Here is a 16,207-nt window from a genome sequence, read left to right on the forward strand (position 1 = left end):
GAGACACTAGTGAGAATTCTTTGAGATGCACTGTGCTTGATTTCCATTTTTGGAAACAACGCCTATTTTATAGCTATTCGAGCCTTAACTGAACCGTATTGCCTTTTGAAGTCTTTGCAAAGTTTGTAAATCTTCTCTCTTAATCACATCTGCTGTCGTACTTTCTAGTAGCTGATTGAGCCGAGCCAGACAAGCATTCAACCCGACAGCAAATTCATAGCGAGTGATTGAGCGATTGCCTTGAAATTTTTGATCGGGATAACCAACAATGCAGTCGTAGCGATCAACTAATGCTTGTAATGCTTGAAATGCCCAATCTGTAGGCTGCACATCAGTAAGCTGATTCACAGATGTGACTTGCTCGGGCAACATATCTTCGGCAGTAGCAGACCTAGAAAGGCATTGCTGAGTAAGGCATACTGCAAAGATCAGAGATGACGAGAGAATTAATTGAGAAAAAAGTTTCATTGAGAACAACCACCTTAGAGACACCAGATTGTTCGGCAATTTTTTACCAAGAAGTAGTTGTCACCGCTATGTTTCAAGTAAAGTTGATAACCTAGCGATGACAATACCAACTCAGCTACACACGAGCTAAGGTACTTGCCAAGAATAAATCAGCCCAGCCCCTTCGGGGTTCAGCAGTCGCTCATGGGGGAAACCCTCAAGACCGCGCTGCTTCACCGTATCAATAATATTTTTGGCAAAACCGAGATATCTAGGCGCTTTCGCCTTGAGGGCGAAAGCGACGGCTGGGCTGATTTATTTATTGGATCTCCCTAAAATAGACACTTTCTCATTATTTACTGGGAGATCCAGCACTTGAGTTTGCTGCATAGCTGGTCATCAGGTTTTTGTAGTCAGGAATAAACCCTGCTAAAAGACTACCTAGCCCTTCAATATCGTTACGCCAGTCACGGTGCAATTCACCCACAACGCTAAACCAATTGACCAATTGAACTCCAGCACGAGACATTCGATCCCAAGCTGCATAGCGACAGGCTTCATCAAAGGTTCCAGAGGCATCGGTGACAACAAAAACGTCATAACCTGCCTCCAATGCCGAAAGCGCACAAAAAGTAACACATACATCGATGACAATCCCGGCAATGATTAATTGCTTTTTGCCTGTGGCTTCTACTGCTTTCACAAAGTCCTCGTTGTCCCAAGCGTTGATCTGTCCGGGGCGGGGAATAAAGGGAGCATCGGGAAACTTCTCTTTCAGTTCAGGGATGATGACACCATTGGGGCCATCCTCAAAGCTAGTTGTCAAAACTGTAGGCAGGTTAAAAAACTTGGCTGCACTTGCCAGTGCTAACACATTATTTTTGAAGTCGGCTGCACCAATATCACGCACAAGTGAGAACAGTCCAGTTTGGTGATCGACCAGCAGCACCGCAGCATTATTTTTGTCTAACCGGTTGTACTTGAATGTAGACATGAGTTATTGATCCTAATTTGAGTTATTGGGAATGAGGAATTGCAGAATGCTCTAAATAGCTTATGGCGTAAGCTGTTGCGAGATGGACTCAGTGTCCCAACGCGCCTAAAGGACGCAGCAAAGCCGTCTGCGGGGATTTTGAGACCGATGAGGTAGTCAGCGACTATGTCGTTGACACACGCATTGCCGGCGGTGAGGGCTACACCGTGCTGTTCGCCCTCGACGGTCAGCAGGCTCGCGCCGAGCGTCTTGGCGAGGCTGATACCGCCTTCGTGCCATGCCTTGCCATATTCGGAGCCGCCGCGAATGTTGGCGATCGCCATCGCCTAAAAGGAAGGTCTGACCGCAACCGATCGGATTCGATTACCTTGTTCAGGTTTTGTTCTCGTAGGTGATCAGAAAAAAATTTCACAGTAATCGATTCCTTTTACGCTGCATTGCTGGTTTCATCCTTGACCTCGGTTTTGATGACAAAAGCTCTTAATTCGACAATCTTGCCGCCATGAAAGCGCCAGATGTCGCAGTACGAGTAATCAGCCGCCTTCCCGTCTTCGTCCTTCATGGTGATGTCGCCGAGTGCCGTGACGAAATCACCCTCAGCGATTAAGTTAGCGACCCTAAACTTTGGCGGCTCTATGTATGTCATTGCCATCCATTGGCGAACGGCTTCTTTTCCTTTAAGGGTCTTGTCACCTACAAATGTCCATTCCATGTCGTCGGCGCAGAACGACAAGAATCCTTCATTGTTGCCTTCAGCGATCGCCGCGTTTGCCGCTTCTAAAATTGCTTTATTGTTCTCTGACATCTGAATCTCTCCTCTGTTCAAAGCAACAAAGTGGTGTGAGTTGTTATGCTGTTGCCCCTCACTGGTTTACTTCTAGGGACTGGTAAACGGCTTACATTGAATCGCCTTCACATTTCGCAGATAGTCCAACTGTGGCTCGAAGTCAGTCGGACAGAAGACATAAACATTGTCCTGAGATCGGCTAATGACTAAACGGTAGCTGGGTGGAATCCCTTCAGAACTTTCGATCACTTCGATTCTGGGAATCACTTGTGAACTGACTTGAGCCAGGGATGGAAAATTGAACAGTAGGAGTACGCCGAACAGAATTGTGATTGCGATTGTGGTTGTGATTTTGGTTGAAAGAATCTTTCGGTTCATTAGAAATCTTCTGTGGCTTATGGTTGTGTAATGTTCTGTTGTTTCCAGGGAAGCGGGGATCGATAGGGGTTTTCGTGCATATCCAGGACTTCCCAGGTGGTTGGATTGACTCGCCCTGTAACTGGGATTCTGTATCGTCGCTGGAGATCGCGTACCGCAGACACTGTGACCGCACCAAAGATGCCATCGACGATCGCCCCTCTTGGATTGCCTAGCCTCACACCTGCGGCTCCTAAAAAGCCATTGTCTTGAAGGATGCGCTGTAACAATTGCACGTTTTTGCCGCGATCGCCTTGGCGCAAGGTAGGTAAAGTTAAATCAGTGTAGGCAGTGGCGATCAGAATGGGGGAGGTTTGTTGTGGAGGAATGCTGTGTGCGATCTGCGCTTCTCCCAAGGGGAGACGCCAAAGGCGAACGCAGCAGCACTTCGCTATCGCGGGATGAGTGAATGAACCTCCGAGCAATCCTGTTGCGATCGTTAGTACTCCGAAAATGAGTTGAGGTTTCATGATTGTCCTCCTGATGGAGATTGGTTTTATTTCGCATCAATTTGCGTCGGAGTGATTACTCCACTCGCTTTGAGACCTGCAACGAGGTAACGCTTGCTGATGAAATGCAGCGATTTCTTTTCGACCCTTGAGATGTGTGCCCTCGAACGTGAGGAAATCGGCAGTTTTGCTGAACGGGGCAGCAAAGCCTTCCCCGCTACCTCGATTCCAAGCATCAATCATCTGGTGAAGGAAAGCACGGATTGCCGACTCGTCAGCATTAGTGGTGGTTTGAGCTGTTTGTGAATTCACAGTCTTGAGTTCTCCTTTTAAGTAATAGACCAGTTTTCGAGCAGCATAAATTGTGTTATTAACGCTTGCAAAACTCACGGAACAATTGCAGTCACGCGAATTTCAATCCGCATCGTGGGTAGTCCAAGCGCCGCGACTCCTACCTGTGTCCAGATTGGAGCGTGGTTCGGCATATAATGACGAAATAGCTTGGACATCACTTCGTTAACCTCCGGGGGGAACCCGCCAACATGGTAAGAATTAACGTGAACCACATGCTCCCAACCCGCACCAGCCGTCGCCAAGGTTTGCTCGACGTTCCGGAACGCCTGAGCAATCTCGTCTGCAAGCGATTCGGTAATTTGCAGATTGTCATCCCAGCCGCCTTGCCCTGATATCTCCACTCGATTGTCAATTTTTACCGCTTGTGAGTAATGCAATTGATTTAACAGATATTCCCCATAACCAGGGGTAACAAAAAACTTTGGCTTATTCATGGTGTTGCTCATGTAGTACGTTTGACTCTATCTCGCGTTGCTGAAACGAGTTTGTTTCGGCATCATCCGATTCAGACCCTAATGTTCAGAATTCACTTGCCATGTAATCACAATGATTTCTGCAAACAGTAAGACAACTATAGGACTCGTATTTGATTTTTGAAAAAAACTCAGTACACTTTTATTCCTTCTTCCCTGTTCCCCGTTCCCTGTTCCCTGTTCCCTCCCTACGCAAATAATTTCAGGAATCAAAGCGGATTCCTATATTAGCCGCGAAAACGCTTGTAAAATGGCTTCCATTGCCCAGTTCTGACTCTGAACTTCCCAGAGCATCCAAATAATGTTCACTCCAATCACCAACCAGGGTAGAATTACCGCTGAATTCCGCCTGCGATAGAAGCGAATCGCTGTCTCACGCCAAAATGGAAAGGTACTGAGAATACAAGCGATGTAGGACGCTCCTGCACTAATGAACAAGCTTGTTTGAAGACCCGAAGGCAGGTTTGGGTATCCAAGCGCGATCGCCGTTAGACAAACTCCCAGCGCCAGATACAAGAAAGTAAACAAGGTAAATCGTTTCATTTTTTGCAAATAAAGCTCAGCGATAATCTATATATTCTGCCCAGCCCTCCGAGCGGATGGAGAGGGCGACAATTTTTGTCCCTATGGGTGGACCACTACCGTCTTGTGCCGTTTGTTCAACAACGCCAACGACATCCCAGCCAATTGGAGTGCCCAGTGGATCATTTTGCGATCGCTTAAGTTCGCCCCGATTCATCGAAAATGCCTTGACGCGAATCAAGCACTCGTTAGCCTTCGGAGTAGGAACTTCAGTGTCTTGAAAGGTGAGGTTGCCAACGGCATCTGGTGAACTCACGAGTCTACGCATCGCAATATCCTTGTGTGTAGAGGGCTATAGTTTCATGTTCTAGATAGAACTGTTTCAATCAACTCTCTGTATATCCACCATCGATCGCTAAGGGTTGTCCCGTGATATAGCTAGTGGATCGGTTTAGGCTGAAGCAATCGTGAAATCACTTTAGAAAAAAACTTAGACAAATCTTGCAAGCATTAGACTAAGAGCAAAGGAAAAGGCATGAAAGCTGATATGGGCTAACATTGCAGCTTCTAGCGAATATTTCCAAAAGAGCCAGCCAAACGCAATCCCCACAATTCCATTCAGTAACAACGCCCGAATAATCACAACTGGAGTGAGGGAAACGATCGCGGCAGTTGCGGGCAGGTGTAGTAGTCCAAATACCAACGCGGCTAGAACGATCGCACCCTGGTAAATCCCTTGACCTGGCAACGTAACGCCTTGTTTTAGACCTTTCCACGCAATCCAAACAAGCAGCGACATTAAACCCCAGCGCATCAAAATTTCCTCAGTGATGCCGCCATAAAGCATTGCTGTAAGTGAACTCAGCCAATTTGGTTCTGTGTTATTGGATGCCTGTAGCGCTTCAGGTAGGACAGGTTGCATCAACCGATCGAGCAACAAGAGAACGATCGTCGCCGCTACACCTACACCCAAGCTCCATTGCATCTCAACGGCAAAAGATGGAGACTTAGCGATGTGAAACACCCAATGATCAATCAAATGGGAGCGTAATCCAACACGATAGGCACAACCAATTCCGATTAGAATGCTGATTGCCAGTAGAATTGAATACTGTAGTCCTTGCAGAAGCATTAAAATCCACAATGGAGGCACTTTTTCCAGTGTTTCTGGAGACAGTTTCGCTAACTGTTGCTCGACTAAAGGAATAGACGCGATCGTAGACATCACAATTCCCACACTACCCAATACAAATAAAATGCCGAATTGTTTCAAAATTGCCATTGGCTTAATCTCCAGATGATCCGTCCTATCAGCCCATGCCAGCAGCTATCATCACCGAAATTGTGGGCAAGTTGAAAACGACGTGAACGACAACAGCAGTCCAGACTGATCCACTACGGCGGTAGATTTCGGCAGTGGCAAGACCTGCTACCACAGCCGCAGGAAAGACAATATTGATGCCGTGAGCGATCGCGAAGATCAAGGTGCTGCCCACGACTGCGATAATCGGACGACTGTAGCGGAGCAGAACAGTAGTGATCACACCCCGGAAGAGCAACTCCTCGCCAAGGGGGGTGAGAAAACCAAAAAACACCGTAGCCAGAACCAGAGATAGCACCCCGCCACTGCCACCCTGAGCGTACACCCCCTGAATATTTTCGATGTTCCCAGTAATCTGAATCCAGACCAGAATCGCCAGTCCTTTGAGAACGAAAGCAACCAGTCCGACTCCGACTCCAATGAGGAGCCACCGCCGGGAGGTTCGACGAACGCCGAAGGGTCTGAGGGAACGAATGCGTAGTAGCACAGCGGCTGCAAACCCTGCAATGCCAGCGATACCAGACAGAGCGCTGAAGACCAGTCCGTAGACCACAGGATCGAGTCCGAGCCGCGAGAGTTGCGAGCCGCCCACAAACCCAACGAAAAGGACGACAAGACCAACAATGCATTCGGGCAAACCTGGACGGGGAACCTTGTTAGGTTGAGACGAGGATGCGGCAGTCTTTCCTAAGTCCGGCGGGTGGTTAGAAGAATCTTGAGACATGATGATGAACTCCTTTCAAAACGTTGCTCCGACTGACTACGACTTCGGATGGCGCTTGGCAAAATTCCAGATAATGGCACTGGCATCGGGACCGGCATGATCGATATAAATGCCGTCTCCAGCAGGTCCCGGCCAGACATGTCCCATATCCTGGACGAGATACGACTCAATGAGAGATGAACCGTCCGGCGCAGTGATGGTAGTGTGGGTGTACGAATGCTTGCCCTGTTCTGAAGGCACCGTTGTCGTCTTTTCGAGTAGGTTCAGGCTGTCGTTAAGCAGATCGTCATCAACAAAATCACTTACCGCAGTCCAGTGTGCAACCAGCCGAGTGGCAACGAGGGGCGGAACGACGGCATCCTCCTCACCTTGGATGACGAGTAGTGGCACCTGCCGCGCCCGATCGCCCATCTGCGACCACGCCTGACGTGCAGTGTAGTCTGGTGGCGTGGAATTAGGGTTGTCCGGGTTCACCTGGTTCAGTCCGTACTCGCCCCCTGCAACCGATGTCACCGTTGCGAAGACATCGGGGTAGGTCACGGCGAGAATAACGGCAGCACCCGCACCCGATGAGGCACCGGCGACATGTACTTGTGCTGGATCTGCGTTGTACGCCTCGACCACCTGTTGGGCAACGCCAGCGAGAAGCGCCGGTTCTCCGCTGTAGCGGTGCTGCTCTCGTGGGTCAGTCGAGTTCCAGCAATTAATCATGTTGCGAAACATCCGTTGTGTCGGGTAGACAACGATGAAGCCTTCGCTGTCAGCCAAGCGGTTGAATTGCGTTGTGGACTTCATAGAGTTCCATCCGTAACCCGTCATTCCGCAGCCGTGAATCGCCATGATCACTGGCAGTTTGATTGTGCCATCAAACTGAGGCGGAAGGTGAACCTGGTAACGCAGAGAACCGATATCGCTTTCGTACACATGATTGTGGTCTCCTGCCTGCATCCACCAGGGCAGCCCAAACTGGAAAGCCGCAGTGACGATGCCGATGGCGATCGCACCTGTGACGAGGATACTAGAGGTGATCCAGAGCGATCGCCATCGCCTACGAGGAAGGTCTGACCGCGATTGATCGGACTCGAACACTTCGTCCAGATTTCGTTCTTGCGGGTGATCAGAAAAAATTTTCATAGCGAGCGATTCCTTTCATCCTTGTGCTGAAAATTCAGCCCGTGCCAGCAAATACCATTTATGAGTTCAACGTCTTTTCAATACGGCGATCGGGAATGAGCCACAGGACTGCAACCATAACGTATAATGCACATGCAAGCCAAGGGGTTGCAAAAGCAAGTGGAATTGTAACTGCATAAATCAATACTGATAACTTGCCTTTAAAATCCCGACCCAGAGCGTTCGCAAGTGTGGAACCTTGACCGTGGTGAAAAATAAGTGTGCGGGTCAGAGTGAAGTAGGCGATAACCCTGACGGGATTCCTTCGGATCGCAGCCAGCAATAGAACCACACCATAAAGCACCACAGGCAACGCAGCAAAGTGATTTTCACCCATCCATGCGGTGACAAAGGGAAATAATGATAACCAGAACAACAAATGTAGGTTTGCCCACAAAGTTGAACCATTCACTTGTCGGACTGCTTGAAACAGGTGATGGTGATTGTTCCAGTAGATACCAATATGCACGAAACTCAACACATAGCTTAGAAAGGTTGGAATCAGCAGACGTAGCGCAGCTAAATCTGACTCATGAGGTATTTTCAACTCCAGTACCATAATGGTGATGATAATAGCAATTACCCCATCACTGAATGCTTCTAACCTACCTTTAACCATTTTTGGGTATGCCCCTTGTCTGCTTTAGCAATTTGCAATTTGTTAGCCTTACACAGTTGGGGAACGCTCCAAGGCTACTCGATCCCAATGTCCTAAGTTGGCTGCTGCTTCATAAGTGCTTTGGAGAAAAGCAAGGAGCATTGCATCTGGATCGTCAGCTTGTCTCACTGCTTCATAGGGTAGGATAAACTCTTGCATCTCTGAGCTGTAAAAAGCTTCTGTGGGTTGGATCGGGTAATCACGGAAACCTTCTGGCGTAGGGTAAGCGTAAGCGTAAAAAACAGGCTCCACAATTGACCCACCCCCTGGCCAAAAGCCGCAACTACTAACTTCGTGTGAATAGGCTTCGCGCGTGACCCAATCTGCCATATTCGGAACCCCACCGGGATGTTCTGGCGCACGACGACCAGAGAAACGGGTCACAGCCAAGTCAAAGCTGCCCCAAAAGAAATGCACAGGGCTGGATTTACCAGTAAACTGTGAACGGAAGACGGTCATGATGCGATCGACTTGCACAAGAATTTGCCAGAATCGTTGTGCATACTCTGGATCATAAACTGCGTGTTGATAGTCCTGATCGAACGGGATGGGTTCTGACACTTCTTGCGGCATCGTCCAGATTCGGACTTCGATGTCGATGTTGCTCAATGTAGTTAGCACCATTTGGTAAAAATCTGCAACAGAGCGAGGAGCCAGTGCAATTCTTTTAGCAATGCCGTCGCTAGTGTCGATTTGTAGTTGATGGTCGAGAAAATCAAAGCTAATTTGAAAATTACGAGTTCCGCAAGGAATTGAAGCGGTTGTTAGTCCACGCGGTGTGACATAAAGAGTAGATTGCCACCAGTGATTGAGTTTAGGTGCCAGTGCCAACCGGATTTTACCGATGATTTGCGTCCATAGATGGAGAGTTGCATAGGTATCCTGCCAAGTTGCTAAGGGCAAACTGGGCCAAACGATGTCAGTGGAAGTATTTTGATTAGAAACAGCCATGAAAATCACCCACAGGAGGAGAATATGTTGAAGAAATGAGAAAGAAATCTAGATGAAATCAGAATCGCTATCAATAGTCTTTTCCCTGTTCATCTGCAAAATTCACGGGACGATGATTTGTTCAGATGCCTGCGATCAACTTTCGCGGCTAGTCGCGCCCTGCGACAATAATCTTTTCTACTAGACCGATAGGATTAGAAAACATCACCTCATGACTACCCGGCATTTGCACGAGTCGAAATAGCCCCAAGCGGCTAGACATCCTGGGATGCCAACCCCCCTCCCCTTGAGGTAAGACATTGTCTTCTGTACAGTAGAGGTAGCTTTTGGGAATGGGCAGCGAGTAAAACTGCTTCAAGTCTAATTTGTCAATAAACGGTTGATACGGTTCAGGCGATAATTGCGCGTAGCTCGATTTCGCCAGGTCGAGGTCAGCATCGTTGAGAAACGCTTCTCGCCAAATCTCAAATGGCATCGTTATCGTATTATCGTCCGATTCTTTCGCTAGAGAGTTGAATAACGCTTGAGTGTCAGGTGGGATGTTGTCTCTGAGGCTCTCACCATCATTGAGGACAAAGGCATTGAAAAAGATTAGCCGTCGAATCCGTTGCCTTTGGCCGGCGAAGCCATCGCCAATGGCTTCAGCAACTTTGGCAATAATGCTGCCGCCGAAACTATGTCCGAGTAGGACGATATCAGTTAAGTCTTTATCGACAATGTAATCGACGATCGATTGCGTGCATTGAGCGTGGTTGACGTTTTTATTCGCGCCTTTTCCATGTCCGACAATTGTGGGAGCAAAAGCCTGATGACCTTTCGCTTCTAGATGTTGGATAACCGCTTTCCATGCAGAACCATCGTGCCACGAGCCGTGAACTAAGACAAAAGTTGACATTGGATGACTCCTTGCAATGCGGGATGAATATTCTGTTCTAATGACATTGAAAGTTTCTCTTTTGCTGTCTGCAACGAATTCATTACGTTTCTGTAGCAGCGGCAGGTAAAGTTCCAGGTGGCCCTAAAATTTCGTCGCCAATCTCGGCAGAAATCCGATTAACCAGCGATCATTATTAAAAACTCGAGATTGATCTGCTTGATGACGCTGCTTGAGACCTGCAACGAGGTCGGTTACTTGACGTTGAGCCTCTGCGCTCAGGGAGTCAAAGTCGTCTAAGAAGAATTGACGTTCTAGCGTTAACTTCCGGGTATTGAGTAGCTTTTTAATCCACCAATCTTCACCACGTTTCATAACAACGAATAGCTGCATCGAATCTCGTGACGGTGAAGTTTCAGTTTGTCCGGGCAGTATTACCCTGATAACTACGTGCATGAGCGCAAGTTGCGAGTTCACGAAGCGGACAAAATTCACCTCACCCCTCACCCTCCAGGCATGTTCCTTTGATAACTGTGTCGAACGCTTGCTGATGAAACGCAGCGATTTCTTTTCGACCTTTGAAATGCGTTCCCTCGAACGCGATGAAATCGGCAGTTTCGCTAAACGGAGCAGCGAAGTCTTCACCGCTGCCTCGATTCCAAGCATCAATCATCTGGCGATGGAAAGTACGGATTGTGGACTCGTCAGCAGTAGTGGTGGTTTGAGCTGTTTGTGAATTCATAGTTTTGAGCGATTAGATTAGAGTGATCCGGTTGCCTCAATTTCAGGGGTATAAATCGTTTCGTCTTTTTTGCGCCAAGCTGGATCAACTAGACAAACGAAAACAATAGGTTCGTTGCCATAGTTGTGAAGGAACTGGATTGCATTTGGAGGAATGTAAACCGCATCACCTGCTTCAATGCGACGAACTTCACTGTCGATCGCCATTTCCCCAACACCGCTAATGATGTAATAAACCTCAGAAGTCTTTAGGGAATGGGGAATCGAAGTTTTGCCAACAGGTAAGATCGCATGCGCCAAACTGTAACGCAAGTTGATGTCTTGTTTGTCAGGATGAAGCAGTTCGCGCAGAACAGTTCCATCTCCAGCGATAATTTCTTCACAGTCGTTTAGTTTTTGGATCAGCATAAGTTTCGGCTTGCAATTACACAATCGGAGCAAGTTCAAAATCTGTAAATTTTGGAGGAGAAATTTGCCTGTTCCACGCGCCGTTGAATTACGTACTGATGGGGCGAAATCCCCATCATTCGCTTAAACAAACTTGCACAGTAAGTCGGGCTGATGTTAACTACACTTGCCAGTTCGGCTAAGGATAAATCACGATTCAGATGAGCATGAATGTAATCGATCGCCTGCTGCAATTGGCTGTAAGTTAAGCTTCTATTCTCAGGCATGATAATTTGTACGACCTCAGAATAGTGGCGCAATAGATGAATCACTAACGCTTGAGACGGAGACAGTATTTTATCTTTTTCAAAATACTGTCTCCTGTTTTACTGGTTGTTTCCGTAGAGGAAACCTCAAGTATTAGTGTTCACCTGAGGTTACTGGAGCGGTTGTTGCAAGGAGCTGAAGTTCCCATGCAAGGGCAACCGCACTAGCACCGCCATGCTCAAGAAGAATCTCTGATACACCCGCAGATGTTTCTGTGCGTGCCCAGTCACGTTGCCATTCAGCAAGTACAGCCATCCAGTTGATTGGAACTGCACCAGCCTGAACCATCCGGCGAACCGCCATGTCATGAGCTTCCGCAGTAACACCGCCCGAAGCATCGGTAACGATGAATACTTCATAACCTTCACCCAGCGCCTGGATTGCTGGCATTGCGAGACAGATCTCGGTGTAAAGTGCAGCAAGTATAAGTTGTTTGCGGCTACTTTTCTTCACTACATCTGTAACGTTTGGATCTTCCCAAGTATTGATGAAAGTGCGGTTGATCGGTTTTTGATCGGGAAAAACATCCTGTAGTCCCTTGATGATGTAACCCCCTCTTTCTTCAATGACTGTGGTCAGGATTGTGGGTACGTTAAATAACTTTGCCGATTTAGCAAGACCAATCACATTGTTAATGATCATCGTAGGTTCATGGCTGTTCAGGTTGGTGAACTGGTAAGGCTGGTGGTCAATCAGTACCAAGATGCTATCTTCTGGACGAAGCAGTCCTTCCAGTCCGATTTTTGAATTTTTAGACATCGCTATAAGTCTCCATTCAATGTTTACTTTTCAGACACGCCCTAGCGTGTGAGTCTGACTCAACGGGGTGAATCACACAGTTTTTTCACATTCTTCGCGCCACAGACTGGACATAACCAATCTTTAGGCAGATCCTCAAAAGCTGTTCCCAAAGCAATTCCAGACTGTGGTTAAGCGGGTTAAATACTGTCAGAGGTCAGCAACATCATGACATCTGCATGAGCTAACACGACATCGGGGTGGCGTTGAAGCGCCGTGTTATACTTCATGGCAAACTCGTCGCCCGATTCATCGGGGCTGAGCAGTGTCCGAATGTCACTGTTGATCGCTTCAATTGCCTCTGGTGTAACAGATTCATCGGCATGAAGCAACTCATCGATTTGGATAATCAATGCTGAGAGTCGATGCAACCAGGCAAACTGCTCATGACTAATCACCAGTTGTAGCAATTCACCTCTAGAAACTTGCCCTCGAACTTGCTCATAGGTAAGGCGCTCAGTCTCTAGTAAAAGCTTGTGCAGATGCAGTAGTTTGATTCGTAACTCACTCAAGCGTTGATGTTGACTAATTTGATATTGAGATGTGTTAAGCATCAATCCGTCCCATCCTTCCTTCCTGGTAGTCGTTGATCGCCTGGGTGATTTCAGCTTCAGTGTTCATTACAAACGGACCGTAGCGCACGACTGGTTCGTTAAGGGGTACACCTGCAATCAGCAGAAGATCTAGAGGACGCTGAGCATCAGCAGGGTTGGAGATCACTACATCCTCTCCATCTTGAGAAAAGAGCACCATCTGCCCATCATCACCAGGCGCTGACTCTGTCCCAAACAACCCAGACCCCTCCAGTACATAGACAAAGGCGTTGTACTCTTTTGGTACAGGCTGGATCATCGTTGCCCCTGGTTGCAGTGTGAAGTGGAGGTAGATTATCGGCGTGCGCGTCTGAATTACGGCTTTTGCCCCTAACCCTTCTCCCGCAATCACCCGCACCGTCACAGACTTATCTTCGGTTTGAGCTACCGGAATGTGAGCCGCTGGAATTTCCTGATAGCGGGGTGGCATCATTTTGTCTCGTTGTGGCAGATTGACCCATAGTTGAATGCCATGGAACCCCACCCGTTTGGGTAAACATTGACTCCGGCATCTCGGAATGCACGATCCCGGCACCTGCTGTCATCCACTGGACATCACCCGGATTTAGTAGCCCGGCGTGTCCCGCAGAATCTTTGTGTTCTAACCGTCCATCCAAGACATAGCTGACGGTTTCAAAGCCCCGGTGCGGATGATCGGGTGCACCTTTTGCCTGACCCGGCTTTAGATTGATCGGACCTAACTCGTCGAGGAGGAGAAACGGGTCAAATTCAGAGAAGCTACTTTTGGGAAAGGGCCGACGTACAAGAAATCCAGCCCCTTCAAGTGTTTCAACGCTATTAATTACTCCGGCAACGGTTCGAGACGTTTGAGTGGGGACAGTCATAGAATTGCCTCTTCAGAACTAGACAAGTATGTGTATCATTTGAGCCTGACTCAACGGGGTGAATCACAGAGTTTTTTCGCAAGCCAGAAATGCAGCAGATCACTGATTATTCCTGCTGAAGAAAGTCCAGCAACAGGGGATTGATCTGATCAGCGTGAGTCCAGTTGATGGCGTGCGGCCCGCCGGGAATGACAACCAGCCTGAGTGTTGATCGCCCAGCGCAGAATGACGAACAAGTAGGGAGCGGCAATCGATCGTTCGCCAGTGAGCCAGTTTCGTCCGTCGACATAACCGAGGATAACGACGTTTTCAGTGAGTGAAAAGTGATCGTACTTGCCTTTACTTCGTTATCGACAACGAACTCCCCTTGCTATAATGCGTTCCCACAGCAGCTCAAAAACCGCTTCAACACCATCACTCAAGACTGGCGGCGTCACGAGCGTTAGTCGGCTCTCATTAAGAGTAAAGGTGCGAACTAACGTTGTACCAACGCGATTAGGAATTGACGCAATTTTGATCTGGTGAGTTACTGTGTTGCCACTCAACGTATAAGTTCCAGCGTAAGCATTGAATGTTGTAAATGCTTGAGCAAGCTCTTCCACGGGTAAAGATTGCATCTGGGGAGTCAGCGGTGATCTGACCTCCTGACTCAGCGGTGAGCGATCGCTCCTAGAAAACATCACCATCATGTGACCATCTGATGTGTAAGTGATGTAGCCAACCGGATGAGTTCCATACACGTCTGGAGTCACCGTTCCATCAGCGTAAATGGCAGTTGCAGAAATTAACTTCCAAATGCCAATTAGCGGATTGTTCTGGATTGATGGTGTAGACATAATGTGCAACCATTGCTTGATGATTCTCCGCTAGAGAGTAGCGGGTTTCAACACAAAATCAAACTCAGTCGTGTAAAACGGTTTACTTTGATTGTGTGCCTTGAGTTCGTCTAGTGCTTCGTGCTTTTGCAATTGAACGATCGCTGATCGCACGGCAAAGGTTGTATCTGAATCCAGGTGAGGATCGCCAGCCATAAAAATTTGTGTTGTCAGCGGAGTGTACTCCGGAGCACTGAGTTTGAAATGGATGTGAGCCGCCCGCCAAGGATGCCGTCCCAAGAGTCGCAGCAATTCGCCAGATGGACCACTGCTTGGCACTTTGTAACCTAGTGGCACGACGGTTTCAAACATATACTTTCCAATCTTGTTCGTTTTGAAACGTCCGCGAAAATTCCCCAACGGCTGAGATGGCTCTTGGACATCATATAATCCTTTGGAATTGGGTTGCCAAACATCAATCAGAGCATTGGCGATCGGTTGACCGTTCACATCTAAAACCCTGCCTGACAGGAAAAGTGAGTCTCCTTCTGCATCAATACCCAAGCGATCGCCCATCTGCCGTTCTGGTGCATTCGGTACATACAATGGTCCTTCTAAATTGCTTTCTGTACCGCGATGGGCATCGTGCAGTAATTCTACCAACTCTGAGATTCCGAGTAGATCTGTTAACGCCTGCATTTCTCCAGCGGGAATCTCCTGAGTGTGATGACTGACCCGGTTGAGAAAATTACGTCCCTGCTGCAACTCTGATTTAGTCAGATTCACCTCACGCACAAAGTCATGCAAATGTCGAACGAAGCTCGTGTAAATTTCATACAGTCGCGGGTGAGATTTGCCGCGATCGCCATGATTAATGACGGCTTCAGTGATAGTGTCAAGTGTGATTTTCTGCACGATCAAACTCCTTTTTAGTTACGTGATTAATGATGGTTGTTTTACGGCGACTATCTTGGCAGGGGCTTCCATGTCGAAAAGTCCGCAAGATGCGCCCAGTAGGCAGTCAATCCGATATAAGCAAAGATGAGAGCTGCCACACTTAACACAATTGCTCCAATAGTTCGCAAGAGCCGGGTTGATTTGAGAGAGAGGGTTGGTACAGAAAAAATTCCTCCTAAGCCAACGAGAATGAACCCAATTCCTGACAGCAAAGGAAGTTGTGTTATTCCCAGGTTTATGATGCGAAAGCCAATTAGAAGCGATACCAGTCCTGCAAAGAATCCATAAATGCCCAGGGTAAATAATTCTCAACCCATTGCCAGAGTTAGGGAAGTTCCTACAAACAAAATGCCAAACAGAACAGTTGTTTCACCAAAGGCAACATTGAAACTACCAATAATGGGCCAGGTAAAAGTCATGTGTAAGCCAGTGACTAAAGCGATCGCACCGACTACACCAAAACCAGGAATCCAGCGTTTCTGATTTGAAGTACCAAGACCAAAATACACATAACTAGCTAACAGAGCGAGTCCAGCCGATAGATTAATCAGCATGAGTGTAAGGTAATCGATAAACATTAGACCTCCTGCAAATGTTCGG

The 16,207-nt window shown here is 47.8% G+C and carries 25 protein-coding genes and 2 pseudogenes; all 27 read right to left on the minus strand.

What is annotated here, in order from left to right; all coding sequences use genetic code 11:
• Positions 1 to 102: 102 nt before the first annotated feature.
• Positions 103 to 360, minus strand: a pseudogene (locus G1O98_RS02885) (iron uptake porin); the annotation flags it as partial.
• Positions 361 to 799: 439 nt separating this feature from the next.
• The gene (ycaC, locus tag G1O98_RS02890; RefSeq protein ID WP_163927101.1) at positions 800 to 1,441 is read right to left on the minus strand and encodes an isochorismate family cysteine hydrolase YcaC; all 642 of its coding nucleotides are present in this window, start codon (positions 1,439 to 1,441) and stop codon (positions 800 to 802) included.
• Positions 1,442 to 1,667: 226 nt separating this feature from the next.
• Positions 1,668 to 1,853 carry a hypothetical protein gene (locus tag G1O98_RS39655; protein ID WP_243458326.1) on the minus strand — a complete coding sequence of 62 codons (186 nt, stop codon included), beginning with the start codon at positions 1,851 to 1,853 and terminating at the stop codon, positions 1,668 to 1,670.
• Between the two features lie 15 nt (positions 1,854 to 1,868).
• Positions 1,869 to 2,246, minus strand: a complete 378-nt coding sequence (locus tag G1O98_RS02900; protein WP_163927106.1) for a nuclear transport factor 2 family protein — start codon at positions 2,244 to 2,246, stop codon at positions 1,869 to 1,871.
• Positions 2,247 to 2,318: 72 nt separating this feature from the next.
• Entirely contained in the window at positions 2,319 to 2,606 is a 288-nt protein-coding gene (locus G1O98_RS02905) for a hypothetical protein (RefSeq protein ID WP_163927108.1), read from the minus strand.
• Positions 2,607 to 2,623: 17 nt separating this feature from the next.
• Positions 2,624 to 3,115, minus strand: a complete 492-nt coding sequence (locus tag G1O98_RS02910; protein WP_163927111.1) for a peptidoglycan-binding domain-containing protein — start codon at positions 3,113 to 3,115, stop codon at positions 2,624 to 2,626.
• A 36-nt stretch (positions 3,116 to 3,151) separates the two neighbouring features.
• On the minus strand, positions 3,152 to 3,484 hold the full coding sequence (locus tag G1O98_RS40575) for an SgcJ/EcaC family oxidoreductase (protein WP_345940520.1): 333 nt from the start codon (positions 3,482 to 3,484) through the stop codon (positions 3,152 to 3,154).
• Positions 3,481 to 3,882, minus strand: coding sequence for a RidA family protein (locus G1O98_RS02920; protein WP_163927113.1), 402 nt, complete (start codon positions 3,880 to 3,882; stop codon positions 3,481 to 3,483). The genes G1O98_RS40575 and G1O98_RS02920 overlap by 4 nt, the downstream gene beginning before the upstream one ends.
• A gap of 261 nt (positions 3,883 to 4,143) precedes the next feature.
• Positions 4,144 to 4,464, minus strand: a complete 321-nt coding sequence (locus G1O98_RS02925) for a hypothetical protein (RefSeq protein WP_163927115.1) — start codon at positions 4,462 to 4,464, stop codon at positions 4,144 to 4,146.
• A 16-nt stretch (positions 4,465 to 4,480) separates the two neighbouring features.
• On the minus strand, positions 4,481 to 4,771 hold the full coding sequence (locus G1O98_RS02930) for a hypothetical protein (protein WP_163927117.1): 291 nt from the start codon (positions 4,769 to 4,771) through the stop codon (positions 4,481 to 4,483).
• Positions 4,772 to 4,933: 162 nt separating this feature from the next.
• Entirely contained in the window at positions 4,934 to 5,725 is a 792-nt protein-coding gene (locus tag G1O98_RS02935) for a CPBP family intramembrane glutamic endopeptidase (protein ID WP_163927119.1), read from the minus strand.
• A 28-nt stretch (positions 5,726 to 5,753) separates the two neighbouring features.
• The gene (locus G1O98_RS41050; RefSeq protein WP_345940521.1) at positions 5,754 to 6,089 is read right to left on the minus strand and encodes a CPBP family intramembrane glutamic endopeptidase; all 336 of its coding nucleotides are present in this window, start codon (positions 6,087 to 6,089) and stop codon (positions 5,754 to 5,756) included.
• 435 nt (positions 6,090 to 6,524) lie between these two features.
• Positions 6,525 to 7,622, minus strand: a complete 1,098-nt coding sequence (locus G1O98_RS02945) for a PHB depolymerase family esterase (protein WP_163927122.1) — start codon at positions 7,620 to 7,622, stop codon at positions 6,525 to 6,527.
• Positions 7,623 to 7,680: 58 nt separating this feature from the next.
• The gene (locus G1O98_RS02950; protein ID WP_163927125.1) at positions 7,681 to 8,280 is read right to left on the minus strand and encodes a TMEM175 family protein; all 600 of its coding nucleotides are present in this window, start codon (positions 8,278 to 8,280) and stop codon (positions 7,681 to 7,683) included.
• Positions 8,281 to 8,328: 48 nt separating this feature from the next.
• Positions 8,329 to 9,270 carry a DUF5996 family protein gene (locus tag G1O98_RS02955; protein WP_163927127.1) on the minus strand — a complete coding sequence of 314 codons (942 nt, stop codon included), beginning with the start codon at positions 9,268 to 9,270 and terminating at the stop codon, positions 8,329 to 8,331.
• A 148-nt stretch (positions 9,271 to 9,418) separates the two neighbouring features.
• Positions 9,419 to 10,165 carry an alpha/beta hydrolase gene (locus G1O98_RS02960; protein ID WP_163927129.1) on the minus strand — a complete coding sequence of 249 codons (747 nt, stop codon included), beginning with the start codon at positions 10,163 to 10,165 and terminating at the stop codon, positions 9,419 to 9,421.
• 123 nt (positions 10,166 to 10,288) lie between these two features.
• Complete coding sequence (locus G1O98_RS39665) at positions 10,289 to 10,600, minus strand: hypothetical protein (RefSeq protein WP_243458327.1); 312 nt, start codon at positions 10,598 to 10,600, stop codon at positions 10,289 to 10,291.
• Between the two features lie 40 nt (positions 10,601 to 10,640).
• A complete protein-coding gene (locus G1O98_RS39670; protein ID WP_243458328.1) occupies positions 10,641 to 10,886 on the minus strand; it encodes an SgcJ/EcaC family oxidoreductase in 246 nt (81 codons plus the stop codon).
• Positions 10,887 to 10,903: 17 nt separating this feature from the next.
• Entirely contained in the window at positions 10,904 to 11,293 is a 390-nt protein-coding gene (locus G1O98_RS02970; RefSeq protein WP_163927131.1) for a cupin domain-containing protein, read from the minus strand.
• Between the two features lie 35 nt (positions 11,294 to 11,328).
• Positions 11,329 to 11,559, minus strand: a complete 231-nt coding sequence (locus tag G1O98_RS02975) for an AraC family transcriptional regulator (protein ID WP_163927133.1) — start codon at positions 11,557 to 11,559, stop codon at positions 11,329 to 11,331.
• Between the two features lie 133 nt (positions 11,560 to 11,692).
• Entirely contained in the window at positions 11,693 to 12,358 is a 666-nt protein-coding gene (locus G1O98_RS02980; RefSeq protein ID WP_163927135.1) for a hydrolase, read from the minus strand.
• Between the two features lie 179 nt (positions 12,359 to 12,537).
• The gene (locus G1O98_RS02990; protein WP_163927137.1) at positions 12,538 to 12,951 is read right to left on the minus strand and encodes a hypothetical protein; all 414 of its coding nucleotides are present in this window, start codon (positions 12,949 to 12,951) and stop codon (positions 12,538 to 12,540) included.
• On the minus strand, positions 12,944 to 13,474 hold the full coding sequence (locus G1O98_RS41055; RefSeq protein ID WP_345940522.1) for a pirin-like C-terminal cupin domain-containing protein: 531 nt from the start codon (positions 13,472 to 13,474) through the stop codon (positions 12,944 to 12,946). The genes G1O98_RS02990 and G1O98_RS41055 overlap by 8 nt, the downstream gene beginning before the upstream one ends.
• The gene (locus tag G1O98_RS39680; RefSeq protein ID WP_243458329.1) at positions 13,359 to 13,835 is read right to left on the minus strand and encodes a pirin family protein; all 477 of its coding nucleotides are present in this window, start codon (positions 13,833 to 13,835) and stop codon (positions 13,359 to 13,361) included. The genes G1O98_RS41055 and G1O98_RS39680 overlap by 116 nt, the downstream gene beginning before the upstream one ends.
• A gap of 347 nt (positions 13,836 to 14,182) precedes the next feature.
• On the minus strand, positions 14,183 to 14,671 hold the full coding sequence (locus G1O98_RS03005) for a lipocalin-like domain-containing protein (RefSeq protein WP_163927139.1): 489 nt from the start codon (positions 14,669 to 14,671) through the stop codon (positions 14,183 to 14,185).
• A 30-nt stretch (positions 14,672 to 14,701) separates the two neighbouring features.
• Positions 14,702 to 15,565: a dioxygenase gene (locus G1O98_RS03010; protein WP_163927141.1), complete on the minus strand. Its 864-nt coding sequence runs from the start codon at positions 15,563 to 15,565 to the stop codon at positions 14,702 to 14,704.
• Positions 15,566 to 15,615: 50 nt separating this feature from the next.
• Positions 15,616 to 16,185 (minus strand): annotated as a pseudogene (locus G1O98_RS03015) (DUF981 domain-containing protein).
• Positions 16,186 to 16,207 lie beyond the last annotated feature (22 nt).

The sequence above is a fragment of the Nostoc sp. UIC 10630 genome (genome assembly GCF_010747425.1).
GTDB lineage: Bacteria > Cyanobacteriota > Cyanobacteriia > Cyanobacteriales > Nostocaceae > Nostoc.